15 protein-coding genes are annotated in these 18,792 nt (G+C 45.8%); 11 read left to right on the top strand and 4 right to left on the bottom strand.

Going from position 1 to position 18,792, the window contains the following annotated elements:
- Window positions 1–404: 404 nt before the first annotated feature.
- Entirely contained in the window at window positions 405–1,490 is a 1,086-nt protein-coding gene (locus tag QZW47_RS13620; protein ID WP_293127981.1) for a glycosyltransferase family 4 protein, read from the bottom strand.
- 517 nt (window positions 1,491–2,007) lie between these two features.
- On the opposite strand from QZW47_RS13620, the gene QZW47_RS13615 reads away from it, so the two are divergent.
- From QZW47_RS13615 to QZW47_RS13595, 5 genes are all read left to right on the top strand, one after another.
- Complete coding sequence (locus QZW47_RS13615) at window positions 2,008–3,453, top strand: EH signature domain-containing protein (protein WP_293127980.1); 1,446 nt, start codon at window positions 2,008–2,010, stop codon at window positions 3,451–3,453.
- Between the two features lie 372 nt (window positions 3,454–3,825).
- A complete protein-coding gene (locus tag QZW47_RS13610) occupies window positions 3,826–4,728 on the top strand; it encodes a class I SAM-dependent methyltransferase (RefSeq protein ID WP_293127979.1) in 903 nt (300 codons plus the stop codon).
- Window positions 4,729–5,018: 290 nt separating this feature from the next.
- Window positions 5,019–5,753 carry a phosphoadenylyl-sulfate reductase gene (locus QZW47_RS13605; RefSeq protein WP_293127978.1) on the top strand — a complete coding sequence of 245 codons (735 nt, stop codon included), beginning with the start codon at window positions 5,019–5,021 and terminating at the stop codon, window positions 5,751–5,753.
- A 257-nt stretch (window positions 5,754–6,010) separates the two neighbouring features.
- Window positions 6,011–6,967 carry a class II fructose-bisphosphate aldolase gene (locus QZW47_RS13600; RefSeq protein WP_293127977.1) on the top strand — a complete coding sequence of 319 codons (957 nt, stop codon included), beginning with the start codon at window positions 6,011–6,013 and terminating at the stop codon, window positions 6,965–6,967.
- 14 nt (window positions 6,968–6,981) lie between these two features.
- The gene (locus tag QZW47_RS13595; RefSeq protein WP_293127976.1) at window positions 6,982–7,227 is read left to right on the top strand and encodes a hypothetical protein; all 246 of its coding nucleotides are present in this window, start codon (window positions 6,982–6,984) and stop codon (window positions 7,225–7,227) included.
- A 317-nt stretch (window positions 7,228–7,544) separates the two neighbouring features.
- Here the strand turns inward: QZW47_RS13595 and QZW47_RS13590 are convergent, their stop codons facing one another.
- Window positions 7,545–8,402, bottom strand: coding sequence for a Uma2 family endonuclease (locus tag QZW47_RS13590; RefSeq protein ID WP_293127975.1), 858 nt, complete (start codon window positions 8,400–8,402; stop codon window positions 7,545–7,547).
- A 194-nt stretch (window positions 8,403–8,596) separates the two neighbouring features.
- Between QZW47_RS13590 and QZW47_RS13585 the strand changes: the two genes are divergently transcribed.
- A complete protein-coding gene (locus QZW47_RS13585; protein WP_293127974.1) occupies window positions 8,597–10,804 on the top strand; it encodes a Tex family protein in 2,208 nt (735 codons plus the stop codon).
- Between the two features lie 312 nt (window positions 10,805–11,116).
- Window positions 11,117–12,388, top strand: a complete 1,272-nt coding sequence (gene iscB / locus QZW47_RS13580; RefSeq protein WP_293127973.1) for an RNA-guided endonuclease IscB — start codon at window positions 11,117–11,119, stop codon at window positions 12,386–12,388.
- 145 nt (window positions 12,389–12,533) lie between these two features.
- On the opposite strand, the gene QZW47_RS13575 is transcribed toward iscB, so the two are convergent.
- Both QZW47_RS13575 and QZW47_RS13570 read right to left on the bottom strand, forming a co-directional pair.
- Window positions 12,534–12,719, bottom strand: a complete 186-nt coding sequence (locus tag QZW47_RS13575; RefSeq protein WP_293127972.1) for a hypothetical protein — start codon at window positions 12,717–12,719, stop codon at window positions 12,534–12,536.
- Window positions 12,720–12,731: 12 nt separating this feature from the next.
- Window positions 12,732–13,811: a PIN/TRAM domain-containing protein gene (locus tag QZW47_RS13570; RefSeq protein WP_293127971.1), complete on the bottom strand. Its 1,080-nt coding sequence runs from the start codon at window positions 13,809–13,811 to the stop codon at window positions 12,732–12,734.
- Between the two features lie 375 nt (window positions 13,812–14,186).
- Between QZW47_RS13570 and hemW the strand changes: the two genes are divergently transcribed.
- The 4 genes from hemW to QZW47_RS13550 all read left to right on the top strand — a co-directional run bounded on the left by hemW (window position 14,187) and on the right by QZW47_RS13550 (window position 18,209).
- A complete protein-coding gene (gene hemW / locus QZW47_RS13565) occupies window positions 14,187–15,530 on the top strand; it encodes a radical SAM family heme chaperone HemW (RefSeq protein WP_293127970.1) in 1,344 nt (447 codons plus the stop codon).
- Window positions 15,531–15,758: 228 nt separating this feature from the next.
- The gene (locus QZW47_RS13560) at window positions 15,759–16,019 is read left to right on the top strand and encodes a hypothetical protein (RefSeq protein ID WP_293127969.1); all 261 of its coding nucleotides are present in this window, start codon (window positions 15,759–15,761) and stop codon (window positions 16,017–16,019) included.
- Window positions 16,020–16,120: 101 nt separating this feature from the next.
- Window positions 16,121–16,393: a DUF1830 domain-containing protein gene (locus QZW47_RS13555; protein ID WP_293127968.1), complete on the top strand. Its 273-nt coding sequence runs from the start codon at window positions 16,121–16,123 to the stop codon at window positions 16,391–16,393.
- A 250-nt stretch (window positions 16,394–16,643) separates the two neighbouring features.
- Window positions 16,644–18,209, top strand: coding sequence for an FAD-binding oxidoreductase (locus tag QZW47_RS13550; RefSeq protein WP_293127967.1), 1,566 nt, complete (start codon window positions 16,644–16,646; stop codon window positions 18,207–18,209).
- The last annotated feature ends 583 nt before the right edge of the window (window positions 18,210–18,792 follow it).

Genomic DNA, 18,792 nt, shown 5'->3' with positions numbered 1-18,792 from the left:
CAAAGATAGCTAGGACGGGCTAGAAGCCCATCCCACATTTTTTTATTGTGGGATGGGCTTCTAGCCCGTCCCAAAGATAGCTAGGACGGGCTAGAAGCCCATCCATCCCACATTTTTTATTGTGGGATGGGCTTCTAGCCCGTCCCAAAAAATTAATTAAAAAAACTTTTGCAATATTATCTAATCCTCTGAAATACATTAGGGACATGGCAGTGCCGTGTCCTTCTTCCTCCTACTGTTGAGAATCTTCTTCTGAGAGTTCGATTCTGATTTTTCCACAACTAAAAACACAATAAAAATCAGGTAAAAACCGGGCATTTCCATAAGATAACCCGGCTGATTGAATGTTGTAACTAAATTTTGGATAAGTAAACCCGCGTTGCGTTTAATTTGTCCTCGCGCAGCTATCTGCTCGATACTTCTAATTCTGTCCCATGATGCGCGTGACCGTTTTGGGAAAAGCGATCTTTTAAAATTTCTCGGTAAACTGCTTCATAGCCGTCAACCATTGTTTTAACGCTGAAGCGATCGATCGCGTGTTGGCGGCAAGCGCTGCGATCGAGTTCTCGGGAGGGTTCGATGGCGGCGATACATTCTGCCACAGTTTCGCATAGAAAACCAGTTTTTCCCTGAACAATTACTTCTGGAGTTGAGCCTAATTTCATGGCAATTACGGGCGTTCCCGTTACCATCGACTCAATCATCACTAACCCGAAAGGTTCGCGCCAAGTAATGGGGAATAATGTCGCGACTGCGCCGCCCATCAGCACGCTTTTCTGGGCGTGGTTGGCTTCGCCTAAATATTCTATTTGTTTGCCGTCGATGTGCGGCTTGATTTCTTGCTCGAAATATTCGCGATCGACCATATCGACTTTACCTGCCATCTTTAGATGCCAGCCGGAAGCCTTAGCAATTTCTATAGCTAAATGCGCTCCTTTTTCCGGCGAAATCCGACCCAGAAAAGCTAAATAAGGAGGATTGTCGGGCTGCGGGTGAAATTCGTAGGTTGCCGGATCGATGCCGTTGTAAACTGTGGCGACGCAATTGAGGTTTAATCTATCTTCCCGCTGAGAATTAGAAATACTTACATAAGGCTGAGTGCGTGCCAAGCTAAACATCTTCTCGTTATCTGGTGTAAAAATGCCGTGCATGGTGTGAACTGTGGGCGTTTTTACTAAGCGCGAGTAAGATAAAGCCGCACAGCCTACGTGAGAGTGAATGATATCAAATTCTCCGGCTTTTTCATATAGTTTGCTCAGTTGCATCATATCGTAAATGCCGTATTCTTTCACGGTGGAATCGAGACGCAACGCTCTAGGGTGAACTGATTCTAAAGTAGCAGAAGTAATTGAGTCGCCGGAGGCGAATAAGGTGACTTCATGTCCCCTTCTGACTAATTCCTCAGTCAAGAGGCTGACCACCAGTTCAATTCCTCCGTAAGCTGGGGGCGGAACTCGCTCGAATAGGGGGGCAATTTGGGCAATTCTCATCACAAACCTTCTAATTTTATATGCAGTAAAATGTGCTTGCTACGCGATATAGGGTGGTTGAGGTAGTGTTACCAATTTTTGTTAACTTCTAAGTTCTTGTCGCGTACAATTAGATTTAATAACAGTTTACAAATTAAGTCTATGCTACCTGAGAGGGAGATTGGAATGTCAGGCGATCGCACTTTTTTGCTTGGCTTTTGAGTTGACATGACTGCTAGGGCAATGACAAAGTGAGTTGACTTCTGCCGAAAGAGAGAATCACTCACCCCCAGCGGAGCGATTTTTGGCAGTTCCACCTTCCCTAAATATCGAAAATTGTGTAAAATACTACAATCATCCGACTAACTCGCGGGCGATCGCAAAAAACCGGGTTTTTCAATTATAGAAACCGCCACATCGGTGAGGACATAAATAACTTGATGAATAGAGCCGATACCCGTACTGCATCAATGGTTTGATTCCCCTTATGCAACTGTCAACTCTTCGACTTCGCTCAGCGCAAGCTGTCAACTGCTATATGAGCATTCAGTTTCGCGAGATTCAACTGCCGCCAAACCCCACCCAGCGGCTGCCAGAAAAAATCAAAAATGCCGGAAACTTTGCACAAAAAACCCAGCCAAAAGTTCCCAAAGTGAAAACCTTGCTGCGAGGGCTGGCAGAAATTATAGCAGATATTGAGGGCGATCGAGCTGACAGCATTACTGCTCTAGAATGGACTTATTGCCTCTGGGCTAAAGCTAAATGGGACATCAAAAACCCCGATCGCGCCAGAGAAATATCCCAAGCTATTTGGCTGGTAGCTCAAAACAATGTCCGCCTGAAACAGCAGTTGCTGTGGCGTTTGGCTCTCTATCACAGCCACCAGTTAGAAAATGCAGAAAACAGTAATGTTTCCGTACTCGATCGCTCTTTGGTAGAGTGCTTTGCCGACTTTGCCAGCACGGCGGCGGGTACTGATGCTCTACCAGTACAAATCATTAAAATCCTGACTCGCGACAACTCTGATTATGAGCTAGCAAAATTGAGTTGGCAATACCTAAAAACTCCTGGAGAACTGTTAGCAAAAGCTCAGTTACCTGCCAGCATTCCTGTAGTCGATCGCGCTCCACCACACCTGGCGGGAATTTTTGCCAAAAATCAAGTTTCCGATTTGTCGGGCGTAGAATGGCTGCTGAGGTGCTTGAAGGAAATGTCGCCTGCACCGCAACTTGCAGCAGTTGAAGAGTTGTTAGTGAAAATTTCCAGTGATATTCTGAAAAATCAACGGCCGAAATTGGTTGAGTGGGTGCGAGACGAATATTATCCGAAATTGCGATTACTTTCGGATGCTGCGAAAGAGTCCCTGAATCGATGGATTGGGGCGCTCAGTTACAGTTATTTCCAGAAAACGGTTGATTTGGTGGCGCGGATGCTGCGGCTGTCTGATGCGGAAATTAAGCAGTTGGAGGAACGCCGGGATTTTTGGGCAAATTATAGCGATCGCCTTCAACGAGTGCGCTTGCTGTTGCCGCAGTCGTCTGTGAGTGCGATCGGCTACCAGTTACAGTTTGATGTGGATATCTTACCCGAAGACGGCAGCGAAGTAACTGAGGTTTGCATTTTTCAGTTGGAGGGCTATTGTGCGATCGAGCTTTTTCGGGGTAGCCGCGCCGAAATTCGCTTGATTAAGCGCAGTAAAGAGAGCGATCGGCTGTTGTTTGTCAAAAAAGAACTGTCTGTGAAGCGCATCAGAAAATTGGGTGGTGAAGTGCACGATCGCGTTTTTATGTGGCAAAGTTCTTGCGAAAAGTGGCTGAAACAGAAAAAAATCGTGCCCAATGAGGGGACTACATCTTTTCAGGGAATGTCGCAGTATTACGGCAAATATGATGCTAGAAATGGCTTGAGAATGCCGGAACCTCAGGAACAAAAAGAGCGGGAAGTTTTGTTGAAAAAATGGCAGAAAGAAATGGAAAATTTGTAGCAATCAGTTTGTAGTGAGGACTTTAGTCCGCAAAAATTATTGATGCGGACTAAAGTCCTCACTACGAACCTGCATTTATTAAACATAAAAAAAGGCTGAATTAAGTAGATTGGCGTCAAAAAATATGCCTGAGGCGGGCGAGGCAAAGATGAAAACAGCCATTTGACTGCTGCCAAACTAGCAATGCCATGATATTTTTGACCAAAAAAGACTTTAATCAAACCGCATACTCACAGATTTGCTCGAAGCTCCACCAGGCAAATGAACTGGTAAAAGTTAAATAATATTAAGTTGCGGCACAACCTAGGTGCGCGTAGGTTAGTCTGCTAACAAATACCCAATTCGGCTAAATCAAGTAGGAGTTTCAAAGCTATGACATACGTTGCGTGCAATTTGTGCGGTAGTAATGAATATACTGTTAAATTTGAGCCGGGAGTAGCCCAAGCCAATCAAATTGTCAATTGTAAATTCTGTGGCTTGATGTATGCTAACCCCAGAGTCAAAGAAGTAGACAATGTGCTAATAGAAAACTACGATCCAGACTTTGTATTATCTGCAATAGTCAACCAAGATTCGCAGAGGCTTGAAAAAGAAGCACTGCAAGTAAAAGATTATGAAATAACCAGGAATTTTCTGCGGGAACATTATCCCGAAAGAGGTACGTTAGTTGAAGTGGGCAGCGGCTTGGGGTATTTGTTGAACTACTTTAAGCAAGATGGCTGGAATGTAGTTGGGCTCGAACCCAATGTGGGTATGTGCAGATATGCAGAATCTGAGTTTGGCATTAAAATCATCCCTACCATACTAGAAAAAGCTGGAATCGCCGATCGATCGGCAGATGCTGTATTGATGATGCACGTGATCGAACACGTATCCGATCCTTACAGTACGTTGAGAGAAGTTTACCGGATATTGAAACCCGGTGGGACATTCGTGATGGAAACCCCGCGATACGATACATTGGTATTCAAATTATTGGGTAAAAGAGAAAGAAGTCTCAGTTGCGACGGACATATTTACTTTTTTACGACCAACACGCTAGAAAAGATTGCAACTAAGGCAGGATTTATAGTCATGAAAACAGATTATGTGGGGCGATCGCTAACTCTCGATCGGCTGTTTTATAATGTGGGCGTTGTCAGCAAAAGTCAGCTCATTAAAGGCATCCTTAAAGATATTGCGGCTAAACTGCAATTAAATAAAGTTGCGTTATACTTAAACACGCGGGATATGGAACGCATATATTTGAAAAAACCTGAGTCTGATTCAGAATAACTAAACTTAAGCGCACAGAACAGATGAGATGACATCAAATGTTTGAGCGTGGTTTTACCCTGATTTTTCTCCCCGCATTCATTCGATCGTCTGAGACTTGCACGGCTAAAAATTTTAGCGAGGGATGCTGGGGACAAGAGCGCTGTCAAGTCTCAAGTTTTTTCCTCTCCACGGCTGCTGTGTTCAAGCTGTGGATGCGTCTTGGAACCAACTCTGATTCATCGGTAAGAAAGATACTGCGATCGGCTATAATCGAGGGTTAGAAAAAAGAACACCGATCGCGCGAAAACATGGTTGCCATCCAGAAAAATCTCAACATTGCCGCCCTCGAAGCAGAATACAGTCAAAAAACACCGCGAGAAATTCTCAAATTTGCCCTAGACAATTTTGACAATATCTCAATTTCTTTCAGCGGTGCCGAAGATGTAGTTCTGATCGACATGGCATCAAAAATTACTAAGAACTTCCGCGTTTTCACCCTAGACACCGGACGGTTGCACTCAGAAACCTATCAGTTTTTAGATGCAGTCAGAAAACATTACGGGATTAAATTAGAGGTAATGTTTCCCGATGCAGCAGAAGTACAAGCCCTAGTAGAAGAAAAGGGATTGTTTAGTTTTTACGAAGACGGTCACAAAGAATGCTGCGGCGTGCGGAAAGTCAAGCCACTGCGCCGCAAATTGAATACGCTCGATGCTTGGATTACCGGTCAGCGCAAAGACCAAAGTCCCAGTACCCGCAACGGTATTCCGGTAATTGAAGCTGACGGTGCTTTCTCAACTCCAGACCATGAATTAATTAAATTCAACCCTTTAGCCAACTGGTCTTCTGCCGAAGTTTGGGAGTACATTCGCGCCTTAGAAGTGCCTTACAATAAGTTGCACGAACGCGGTTTTGTCAGCATTGGTTGCGAACCTTGTACGAAACCAGTATTGCCCAACCAACACGAGCGTGAAGGTCGTTGGTGGTGGGAAGAATCGACGATGAAAGAGTGTGGTTTGCACGCTGGTAATGCACAAAAATAGTTGACAGTTGACAGTTGACAGTTGACAGTTGACAGTTGACAGTTGACAGTTGACAGTTGACAGTTGATAGTTGACAGTTGATAGTTGACAGTTGACAGTTGACAGTTAACAGTTGACAGTTAACTAATGACTAATGACAGTTAACTAATGACTAATGACTGATGACTGATGACTAATGACAACTAACAACTAACGACGGACAACTGACAACTGACAACTGACAACCGACAACTGAAAAGTTTTTAAGCCAGGTACTTATGCTCGCCTCAACTAGCGAATTGCTGAACACAGCCCGGAGAAACGCTTATGCGATCGGCGCTTTTAACGTGTACAACCTCGAAGGAGTAAAAGCCGTCATCGATGCCGCCGAAGCGCTGCAAAGTCCGGCGATGCTGCAACTTCACCCCAGTGCTCTCAAATACGGTAAATCGCCTTTAGTTGCGCTTTGCATGGAAGCCGCGCGCAAGTCTTCAGTGCCGATCGCAGTACACTTAGATCACAGCACGTCAGAAAAAGATATTCACCTCGCCCTCGCCGCTGGTATTAAGTCCATCATGGCGGACGGTTCTCCTTTGTCCTACGAACAAAACTTAATATTTACTCGCGAAATGACTAAGCTATCCCACGCTAACGGTGCGGTAGTTGAAGCGGAAATCGGCAGAATTAGCGGCACGGAAGATGGTTTGACAATTGAAGAAAAAGCTGCGAAGATGACCGATCCTGTGGAAGCTGTAGAGTTTATTGCAGCAACTAAGGTGGATTTTCTAGCGGTGACAATTGGCAATGTTCACGGTAAATATTTCAGCGAACCTAAACTCGATTTCCCGCGTTTGGCAAAAATCCGCGCTTCGGTTTCGGTGCCTTTAGTATTGCACGGCGCTAGCGGTTTGCCGGAATCGATGATTAATCAATCTATTAAATTAGGTGTGTCTAAGTTTAATGTAAATACGGAAGTTCGCGATGCCTATATGGAGGTTTTGAAAACGAGCAGTTCTTTGTCAGATCCTGATTTGCTGGAAGTTATGGAAAAGGCGATCGCTGCTATGCAATCTGTGATTTCTGGGAAACTTCAACTTTTTGGTTCTGCGGGTAAGGCTTATTTGCATCAGTCACCTTACGCGGATGGATTTACGGCAAATAGTGCGAGTGATCGAAAAGAAAACCGGGCGGTTGAAACCGCTTCTATACACACAAAACCCGCCTTCGCAGGTTGAAGAAAACCGGGCGGTTGAAGAAAACCGGGCGGTTGAAGAAAACCGGGCGGTTGAAGAAAACCGGGCGGTTGAAGAAAACCGGGCGGTTGAAGAAAACCGGGCGGTTGAAGAAAACCGGGCGGTTGAAACCGCGTCTACACAAACAAAACCTGCCTCCGCAGGTTGAAGAAAACCGGGCGGTTGAAGAAAACCGGGCGGTTGAAGAAAACCGGGCGGTTGAAACCGCGTCTACACAAACAAAACCTGCCTCCGCAGGTTGAAGAAAACCGGGCGGTTGAAGAAAACCCGGCGGTTGAAACCGCATCTACACAAACAAAACCTGCCTCCGCAGGTTGAAGAAAACCGGGCGGTTGAAACCGCATCTACACAAACAAAACCTGCCTCCGCAGGTTGAAGAAAACCGGGCGGTTGAAACCCCTTAATCCCAAGCATATTGGGTTAAACTTACGTTATCTTCTTTACACCGCGGAGGCGGACATCGTTTGTGTAGACGCGGTTTCAACCGCCGTATTTTCTAACCGTTTTTAAACGGAGGTGGACTTCGTTTGTGTAGATGCGGTTGAAACCGCCGTCCTTTCTAACGGTTTAAAAATCGATCGGGATCTATGTCAGATTCCCGCAGTCGCTGAATTAAAGACTGCAATTGATCTTCCGCTGACTCGGCCCTAGCTTCCGCTGATTCAGCCCGCTGCCGTTGTTGTTCGGCTTCAGTCAGAATCCAATTGCCATCTACATCATACCAGCGCAACCACAGGCGATCGACTCCCTGAAACTCCCCTTGCCACAAACCCAAGCCCAAACTTAAGTCAGCAATCCAGACTCGCGAGTCAGACAATTCTAATTCTTGATAGCGTCCGGCGTTCAAGGCAAACACTCGCAATCTATTAGTATAGCGACTGAAGACAGCATAAACAGGAACCCGCAAAATCTGCTCGTAAACCTCCCACTTACTGGGCGGTTTGTCATTGGTTTCAGCCTGCAAAACTTGCCCGTTAGTCGCAACATTCGACTGAATTGCTAGATTTTCGTCATTGATATTTGCGCCTAAATCTTCTTTTTCCGTTCCCGGCGACAGCAATTCTACAACTACAAAAGGATTCACCCCTTCCTGCCAAGTAACATAACTCATCCGCAGTTCAGATCCATCGTACAGTCGAGGAACTCCCACCACCCCAAACCAATCCGGGCGCTTGTGCCATAGAGGATGCTGCACGTCATAATACAGGTTCATGTCCGTGCCGCTAAATATCTCAGAAGCCTGATAATTCCGAGGGCGAAACGCCAAGGTTAACAACTGTGGCTGCAAATCGTGAAATTCGTCGGGCAAACCAGGTTCCTCCGGGTCTTCGCTAGGTAAATCGTACATCGTCGGCAGCGTTTCTCTGGGCGATCGCGGCGGATCGCTTTGCGGTACAGGATATTTAAAAGGAAACATATAATATTGAGAAATGACTGCATTTATGCTAACATTATTTTAATACTCCTGAAACAATCCATAAAACCTTCTCAACCTCTTATTTATCTCATTTCCTCCTCTGTGCCCTCTGCGCCTCTGCGGTTCATTTCCCTCTTAATTCGCGAAACTCATAAATAATTTATTAAAGCCTAATTGCTCCGAACTTCTGCACTATGCTCAACATTCCCCAACTGATAGCTCAAGAACTCTCAATCAATCTCTCCCAAGTCAATAATGCCCTGGAACTTTTCGCCGAGGGCGCAACGATTCCATTTATTGCCCGCTACCGCAAAGAACGCACAGATTTGCTGAATGAAATTCAGTTGCGGGATATTTCCGATCGCTTCACTTATTTGACCGAAATCGAAGACCGCAAAAAGTCGATTTTAGAGACGATCGCCTCCCAGGACAAACTCACGGCAGAATTACAAGCGAAAATTGAGTCCTGCTTGCAAAAAAATGAACTCGAAGACCTCTATCTGCCTTACAAACCGAAGCGGCGGACGCGGGCGACAATTGCTAGAGAGAAGGGTTTGGAACCGCTGGCAATTTTTATTAAGTGCCTGAACTTACCGACAGCTAAATCAGCCGATATCGAGGCGGAAGCCGCTAAATATATTTCCGAAGAAAAGGGAGTGAAGACAGCCGAAGAAGCTGTAAAAGGTGCTGGAGATATTTTGGCTGAGGCAGTTTCGGAAAAAGCTGAATTGCGAGCTTACTTGCGAGATTTTTTGATGAAAACTGGGGTTTTTATCTCGAAAATTAAAGAGGATTTCCCGGAAGGAAGCACGAAATTTGAAATGTACCGCAATTACCAAATTGCGGCGAGAAATGTTCAGTCGCACAATATGTTAGCGCTGTTTCGCGGGGAAACGGAAGGAATTTTAGATTTAGACTTAGCCTTTGATGAATCGGCGGTGATGGCTTATTTGGAATCTCAGGAAATTAAAACTAGGATACCAGAAGTTAAAGAGTTTTATCGATCGACCTTGAAGGATGCTTTCAACCGCCTGATGAAGACTTCGTTGATGACAGAAGTGCGATCGCACAACAAAGCCGTCGCCGATATCGAGTCCATCGCCACCTTTGAAACCAACCTCCGCGAGTTACTGCTGTCGGCGCCGGCGGGAATGAAACCCACATTGGCGATCGATCCGGGATTTCGCAGCGGCTGCAAAGTTTCCGCCCTCGATGAAACCGGGCAGTTTTTGGAATATCAAGCCATTTTTCCCCACCAAGCGGCAGGTCAACGACAACAAGCTGGTAAAATTGTCAAGCATTTGATTGAAAAATATAAAATTGAATTAATTGCGATCGGCAACGGTACAGCTTCCCGCGAAACCGACGAGTTTGTATCGGAAGTTTTGGCAGAAATGGACAGAAAACCGATTAAAGTCATGGTGAACGAATCCGGCGCATCGATTTATTCAGCGAGTGATGTGGCGATCGCCGAATTTCCCGATCTCGACATCACAGTCAGGGGCGCAGTCAGCATCGGGCGGCGCTTGCAAGATCCCTTAGCCGAACTTGTCAAAATCGATCCGAAGTCGATCGGAGTCGGTCAATATCAGCACGACGTTGACCAAAAAATGCTCAAAAAGAAACTCGACGAAACAGTCGAAAGTTGCGTTAACTATGTCGGAGTTGACTTAAACACAGCCTCCAAAGAACTGCTGACATTTGTATCGGGAATGAGCGCCACAGTTGCCAAAAATATCGTCAATTACCGCAACGAAAACGGCGCCTTTAAAAATCGCCGCCAACTGCTGAAAGTTCCCAAACTCGGCCCGAAAGCTTTTGAACAAGCAGCCGGATTTCTCCGGATTCGCGGCGGCGAAAATCCCCTCGACAATACAGCAGTCCATCCTGAAAGTTATCCTGTCGTCCAGGCGATCGCCAAAGATTTAACTTTGCCGCTGACTGAAATAACACAAATATCGGAAAAAGTCAAGACTGTAGATATTAAGAAATATGTGACCGAGAAAGTCGGAGAACCGACACTCCGAGACATTATTTCCGAACTAGAAAAGCCGGGAAGAGACCCGCGCGCCGAGTTTAAATATGCCACCTTCCAAGCCGGAATTAACGAAATCTCCGATTTACAAGTTGGGATGGAATTAGAAGGCATCGTCACGAATGTAGCTAACTTTGGAGCCTTTGTTGATGTGGGAGTGCACCAAGATGGTTTGGTTCATGTTTCTCAATTAGCCGATCGCTTCGTGGACGATCCGAAACAGGTTGTGAAAGTCGGACAAGTTGTGAAAGTGCGGGTTTTGGAGGTGAATGAGAAGTTAAAGCGGGTGAGTTTGACGATGAAGCTGCAAGAAAAACCGCAACCCCAAAATAGCGATCGTCGGCTTCCGGCGCCGCGCCGGCGTTAAAACTGCGATCGAAGCGAGATATGGTGGATGGGTGATCTGGCTCATCCTACAATTCTAAATATTGATGTCAGTAACTCAGCCCTAAAGGGACTGAGCTTGTAAGAGAAATCGAGCAAGCTGTGCTGACCAGCTTAAGACCTTAGAGGTCTACGTTATTTGAGTCACGACACCAGGTAAATGCGAAGCTAGTTTCCTGCTCTGTCATCTGCAATTAAACAGCCTTAAAGTCACTGAGGCAGTGTTGCAGGTTTAAAAAGCTCGTATAACATTGACCGACAAGCTAACATTACACGCAAGTGGAGGGACACAACAATGTCCAACTTTATTTTCGTACTTGATACAAACAGAAAACCACTCACACCTTGCAAGCCGTCAATGGCTCGTAAGTTGTTAGTCGCTGGTAAAGCGGCTGTTTTCAGAAGGTTCCCGTATACCATTATTCTAAAGAAGGCGGTAACAGCAAGCATCGAATCAATCTCACTGAAATTAGATCCAGGATCAAAGACTACTGGCATCGCTTTATTGCAAGGCGAAAAAGTAATCTTTGGTGCCGAACTAACTCATCGTGGTCAAGCTATCAAAGCCAGTCTTGAATCCCGTCGTTTACTGCGCCGAGTTCGTCGAAATCGTCACACTCGTTACCGCCAAGCGCGTTTCCTAAATCGTACTCGGAGAAAGGGTTGGCTAGCGCCATCTTTGCAGCATCGAGTAGAAACAACTTTAACTTGGGTCAACAAATTTATCAGACTTGCACCCGTAAGTAGTATCGCGATGGAACTGGTTCGATTCGACCTCCAGCAACTAGAGAATCCCGAAATCTCTGGTGTTGAATATCAGCAGGGAGAATTACTTGGATACGAAATTCGTGAATATCTGCTCAATAAATGGGACAGGAAATGTGCTTACTGCGGTGCTGAGAATTTAGCGTTGCAAGTAGAACATATTCATCCCAAGGCAAAAGGAGGCAGTAATCGGATTTCTAATTTGTGCCTAGCTTGCGAGAAATGCAATGTCAAGAAAGGTACTCAGGATATCAAAGATTTTCTGTTTAAGAAGCCGGACTTGCTCAAGCAGATCATGGCGCAAGTTAAGCGTCCGCTCAAGGATGCTGCTGCTGTAAACTCGACTCGATGGGCGTTGTTCAACCGACTCAAGCTAACAGGATTACCTGTCACGACAGGTTCCGGCGGGCAGACAAAATACAACCGTACTAGATTAAAGCTACCTAAACCTCACTGGCTTGATGCTGCTTGTGTTGGTCAAATTGAATCCTTGTCCGTGCTGACAAGTAATCCACTGCTAATCAAAGCGACTGGACATGGGACTCGTCAAATGTGTCGCACAGACAAGTTTGGCTTTCCATCTCGTTATGTGCCTCGCGAAAAATTTGTTAAAGGTTTTCAGACAGGTGACATCGTAAAAGCAGTTGTTACCAGTGGCAAGAAAGTTGGTGAATATGTTGGTCGGGTTGCAGTTAGATCAACCGGTTCGTTCAATGTCTCAGCATCAGAATTGGTACAAGGGATTAGTCACAAATACTGCAAAATAGTTCACCATAAAGATGGTTACAGCTACTCATTTTGAGCTTGAAGATTCAAGGCGGTTGAAACCGCCGGGTCGTTTCCCTCTCGGGACTAAAGTCGCCGAGTTTCCCACTTACCGTATTTCTTTTTATGATTGAACCGCGAAGGCGCTAAGGACGCGAAGGAAGAGAAGAAGAAGGAGCTGATTATTTTTTCTTGCTAGCTTTCCAAGTGCCACCGTAGAAGTACAAAGGATTGTTTTTACTGACCGATTCCCAACATTTAAGGCACAGAAAAAACCACTGCCCCGACTCTTCATACCGGGCGCGGTAGAGTGTCGGGGCAGATTTGGAACAGCGATCGCAATATTTGATTCTAATTGCTCTAACCATTGTTTCTCAGTTTCAAGCAATAGCGGACTCTTGAGGGCGGGCAAAAATCATGCGGCCTGCGCTGGTTTGCAGGGCGCTGGTGACTACGACTCGGGCTTCGGCGCCGACGTAGCTGCTGCCTGCTTCTACGACTACCATTGTGCCGTCATCTAAGTAACCGATGCCCTGAGATGGTTCTTTGCCTTCTTTGCGGATTTTTAGTTCGATCGTATCTCCCGGCAAATAAGTCGGGCGCACTGCATGAGTCAAATCGTTGATATTTAAAACCGGCAGTTTTTGAACGGTAGCTACTTTCGATAAGTTGTAATCGTTGGTGAGCAAAATGCCGTCGATATCTAAGGCGAAGCGGACTAATTTAGCATCGACTGTGGCAATCTCTTCGTAGTCGGCCGAGTGAATTTGAATCCGTTCTGGATAGGTTTCTTTGATGCGGTTGAGAATATCTAAGCCGCGGCGCCCGCGCACTCGCTTTTGATCGTTGGCGGAATCAGCTACCAGTTGTAGTTCTTGCAGCACGAATTGCGGGATAATAATTTGACCTTCGAGAAAGCCTGTTTCTAGTAGGTTTTCAATCCTGCCGTCAATAATGCAGCTTGTATCGACAACTTTGGCAGAGGCTGCTTTGAATGTTCCTTCGGCTACCAACACCGTGTCTAAGCTTTTGGGGTTGATCAGGCGCAAGAAAGCGCGGCCGTGGGTGTCTGTCAAGCTGACTCCTGTGAAGCCGAACATGACGCTACCCAAAACTGCGACTAGGGGTTTGATGAAGCCGAACTCCCGGGGAATTGGCAGCAGGAACAGCGGAGCCAGCATTAAGTTCGCTACTAGCAGCCCGATGATTAAGCCGATCGCCCGCGTCAGCAGCATTTCCACTGGCATATCGCGCACTTGCTTTTCTACCCGCCGATAGGTTGTTTGAGCCACTAATCCCAGCACGAAGCCGATTAATGCTCCAAACGAGCCGAGTACGGAACTTAAACCTTGTATATTTGTAACTTGCTCCAGCAGGTTGTTCGGTAGCAATTCGACTCCGTAATAGCCGATGCCTCCGCCTGCGATTATGAATGAAATAATTATGATTGCGTCTAGCATTGTTCTAGGTTAATGAATTTGTTTACATTATATCTTTCCTTTGCCGATCGTTTTTTCTTAGTTGCGATCGGATATCGCTATCTTTACTCAGAAATTTTCATAAACTTATATTTCGCGCTTGTACCCTTTGGGGGATATGCGATCGAGCTACAACCCCGCCCTGCGCGCTGCTTATGGGGCAGACATAATGTGTAAAGCGACCGCCCTGCGCCCTGTTCGGGAATTGCTGCCGATCGCGACGGCTGCGAGTTTAAACTAAAATAGCCGAGCGTTCGCCGCGCGTTTTTGCTAAGAAAATGTCACAATATACATAATTATTTATGACGGTTTAATTAAAACTTTAGATTTGAACTTACACTTTTGGCTGGAAATGTAATGAACCCTACCACAGATTATTTAACATTTGAATTCAAAAAAAGCGCGCAACCATTAAATTCGGGAATGCCGAGTTCGGCTTACCTGCACGTACCTTTTTGTCGCCGCCGCTGTTACTACTGCGATTTTCCGGTTTTTGTGGTGGGCGATCGCAAAAATGGCGAAAATTCTGGCACCATCGTCCAATACGTTGCCGCCCTGTGTGCAGAAATTCAAGCAACTGAAAATTTAGGCGCATCTCTGAAAACAGTTTTTTTTGGTGGCGGCACGCCTTCGCTGCTTTCTGTCAATCAGTTGAGCCAGATTTTAGAGACTGTTGACAGCAAATTTGGGATTGCTGCTGGGGCGGAAATTTCGATAGAAATAGACCCGGGAACTTTTACTTTAGAACAGTTGCGGGGATATGCAGCGGCGGGAGTAAATCGAGTTAGTCTGGGAGCACAAGCTTTTCAGGATGAATTGCTGCAAGCTTGCGGGCGATCGCACTCGGTGGCCGAAATTTTTGAAGCAGTAGAAATAGTGCGATCGGCTGGGATTGTCAATTTCAGTTTAGATTTAATTTCCGGACTGCCGCACCAAACTTTAGCGCAGTGGGAAACTTCTTTAACATCGGCGGTGGAAATTGGCCCGACTCACCTGTCGAGTTACGACTTAATTGTTGAGCGCTTAACTGCTTTCGGGCGGTACTTTGAACCTGGCGCGCACCCGTTACCAGCAGATGAAACCGCTGCTGCTATGTACCGTTTGGCGCGATCGATTTTGACCGATGCCGGTTACGAACATTACGAGATTTCTAATTATGCTCGCGATGGCTATCAGTGCCGCCACAACCGTGTTTATTGGGAGAATCGCCCTTATTACGGTTTGGGAATGGGGGCGGCGAGTTACGTGCAAGGGCGGAGGGTGACAAGGCCTCGCAAAACTCAGGAATATTATCAGTGGGTGCGAAATCTTGTTCAGAGCAATTTTCCAGCTACACCAAAACTTGCAGGGGAAACTCAGCCCGATATCGAGTCTGAAAGCGAGCAAAATTTTCAAGTTTCAGAAAATGATGTTTTGTTGGAAACGCTGATGCTGGGTTTGCGTTTGGCCGCAGGAGTTAGCCTGTCGGTGCTGGCTCAAAAGTTTACTCAGCAAACTGTCGATCGAATTTGGGATTGTTTGCAGCCCTACTGGCGGCTGGGATGGGTGGAAATTGTGACTGACGCTGGGGCGATCGTCGCTTTAGATGAGGGCGCTAAACTACCGCTGTCGGGAAATCTCAGGTTGAGCGATCCAGAAGGTTTTTTATTTTCTAATACCATTTTAGCTGCTTTGTTCAGCAAGTTAGGCGAAGATAATTAGCTTCCGTAGACGGAAGTATACCTCTAGGTAAGGCTAGGGTCGCTGGCATCCTGGGCAGCCGATTAGATACTAACAAACTAAATTGCTCCCTAGGTTTATTGTCTCAAAAGTTATATGTTTTGTATCGATCCCTCAACAAAACTTCAAATGCGAACTAAGCCTTGAGATAGAAGCGGTGGCTGAAATCCGGCTGTCATACTTGAGAGTGAAGATTTAACACATACTTTGATGGATACTCTGGCTCTCGAACGCAACAAAATTCACAGCAATCCCAATGTGGTAATTAGCGATCGCCGCTCCAATCCGACTTCTAAATGTAAATTTTGCGGTCACTACAAGATGCAAAGAGGTGCAGTGGGTCACTGTGAATTGTTAAGCGCACCTGTTCGAGGAGGATGGAAATCTTGCCCTTTAGCAATGCCGCCTTTTGCACCTTCTTGGGAACACGCCGAAGGCGCCACTATTTCTCCTGGAAGATTTATTAATTAACTGTAAGAATGTATAAAATGTTGCAATTAACTTGTGATATGCTATATTGAACTAAAGCCAGTAACCGATAGATTGCACAATTTCACCAACAATTTAAAGAGATGAATTTGACACTGAAGCAAGTAACTTATGAACGTGATACGCGCATTTTGTGTTGGTATCTGAATACTACTAACCAAGTGCAAATTGCTCGAATTACAAATATACCTAATTGGTATTTTGAACGGACGGTGTTTCCGGGGGAACGTTTTTTGTTTGAAGCATTGCCATCCGCTCAGTTAGAAGTTTGCAGGAGTGTGGAAAAAGGTGCGATTGTGTGCGAGCGAATTTTGTGCGATCGGCTGCGAGTTGAAGAGTTAATCACGGCTGATTGAACCGAATCAAAAATGGTGCGTCAGGTGTGACATTTTCAATCACCACGCAAAGTCTCAGGCTGACGCACCATTGATTCCGGGGGTGCGCCAGCCTGAGATTATTGGTTTGTCGCCAAAATCATCCTAGCTGACGCACTCTACCGATCGGGAAACCGTGTTTCTCGCCCGTGCTAATCAGCCATGAAACAGTCCTAAATCTCGATCTAAGCTAAATTAGATCGAATCAACCGCTGTTTAATACTAAAACCCCATGTCCCTCACCGAAAAAATCCTCTCCCAAGTGCCGGGAGACGCCCTTGGAGGCCTGCGAAAGGTCGATCGACTCTGGGAAAACCTCAAACAAAACACCGCACCAGCACCCGCCGCCGTCAAACACAGCCAACAACCCCTAGAAACCCTCGACTTCGACATAGTTATCAGCGGCGGCACCCTAGGAATATTAATCGGTACAGCCCTAGCCGTGCGAGGCTGGCGAGTAGCCTTACTCGAACGCGGCATCCTGCGAGGGCGCGAACAAGAATGGAACATTTCTCGCAAAGAATTAGACGCCTTCATGGAACTAAATTTGCTGACTGCTGCTGAGATAGACAAAGCAATAGCCACCGAATACAACCCAGCCCGCATCAGCTTTACCAACACCCCCGACATCTGGGTGCGCGACGTACTCAATATCGGAATCGATCCAGTTTACCTCCTCGAAACCCTCAAACAAAAATTTCTCCAATCCGGAGGCAAACTATTTGAAAAAACACCATTTAAAACAGCAACAATTCACCCAAACGGAGTTACAATAGAATCAGAAAATACAGATTCGCCAACTGGCAACACTTCATTTAAAACGCGACTATTATTAGACGCAATGGGACATTTTTCGCCGATAGTGCGCCAAGCCAGACAAGGCAAAAAACCAGACGCCGTATGTTTAGTAGTCGGCAGTTGCGCCCAAGGATACCCCAAAAACGAGACTGGTGATATATTTGCATCCTTCACCCCAATGCAAAATCAATGCCAATATTTTTGGGAAGCATTTCCGGCTAGAGACGGGCGCACCACTTACTTATTTACATACATAGACGCCGACACAGAAAGATTCAGTTTAGAAACATTATTTGAAGATTATTTGCGCTTGCTGCCCGAATATCAAAACATCGAACTCGACGAGTTAAAATTTCAAAGAGCACTCTACGGTTTTTTTCCCTGCTATCGCCAAAGTCCTCTAAAAACCGGTTGGAATCGGATACTCCCAGTCGGAGACAGCAGCGGTAGCCAATCGCCCCTCAGCTTCGGCGGTTTCGGCGCCATGGTGCGCCACCTCAAACGCTTGACTCTGGGAATTGACGAAGCTTTGACAAGCGAAAGTCTCGACAAAAATTCCCTCGCACTTTTGCAGCCGTATCAGCCGAATCTATCAGTTACTTGGTTGTTTCAGCGTTCGATGAGTGCTGCGATGAATCAGAAACTAGACCCCAATCAAATCAATCAACTTTTGGCGGCCGTATTTGGGATAATGGAAGAGTTGGGAGAACCAGTGCTCAAACCGTTTCTTCAGGATATCGTGCTGTTTCCGGCTTTGTCAAAAACTTTGTTTAAAACAGCAATCAGCCATCCCGGATTAGTGATGAAAATTATCCCGCAGGTGGGAATAGCTAATTTGCTTGATTGGATGGTTCATTATGTAAATCTAGGAATTTATACGGGATTGCAGCCATTGGGGAAAGCGGTAGAACCGCAGGTTAAAAATTTAGATCCCCAACAGCAATACTATATTCACCGATTAGCTGAAGCGTGGCAATACGGCGCTGGAGGCGATTATTAATTCTAAGTAATTTGGTTCGTAGTAAGGACTTTAGTCCTCGAATTTGACCAGGACTAAAGCCCTCACTACAAACAGGTAATTTGGTTCGTAGTAAGGACTTTAGTCCTGGGATTTAGATAGGACTAAAGTCCTCACTACAAACAGGTAATTTGGTTTGTAGTAAGGACTTTAGTCCTCGAATTTTGCCAGGACTAAAGCCCTCACTACAAACAGGTAATTTGGTTCGTAGTAAGGACTTTAGTCCTGGGATTTAGATAGGACTAAAGTCCTCACTACAAACAGGTAATTTGGTTCGTAGTAAGGACTTTAGTCCTGGGATTTAGATAGGACTAAAGTCCTCACTACAAACAGGTAATTTGGTTTGTAGTAAGGACTTTAGTCCTCGAATTTTGCCAGGACTAAAGCCCTCACTACAAACAGGTAATTTGGTTCGTAGTAAGGACTTTAGTCCTCCTCCGAATTTTGCCAGGACTAAAGTCCTCACTACAAACAGGTAATTTGGTTCGTAGTAAGGACTTTAGTCCTCCTCCGAATTTTGCCAGGACTAAAGTCCTCACTACAAACAGGTAATTTGGTTCGTAGT

The organism is Microcoleus sp. bin38.metabat.b11b12b14.051 (assembly GCF_013299165.1).
Lineage (GTDB): Bacteria > Cyanobacteriota > Cyanobacteriia > Cyanobacteriales > Microcoleaceae > Microcoleus.
Note: the sequence above shows the minus strand (reverse complement) of the source record. Positions and strands in the feature narration are given on the sequence as shown.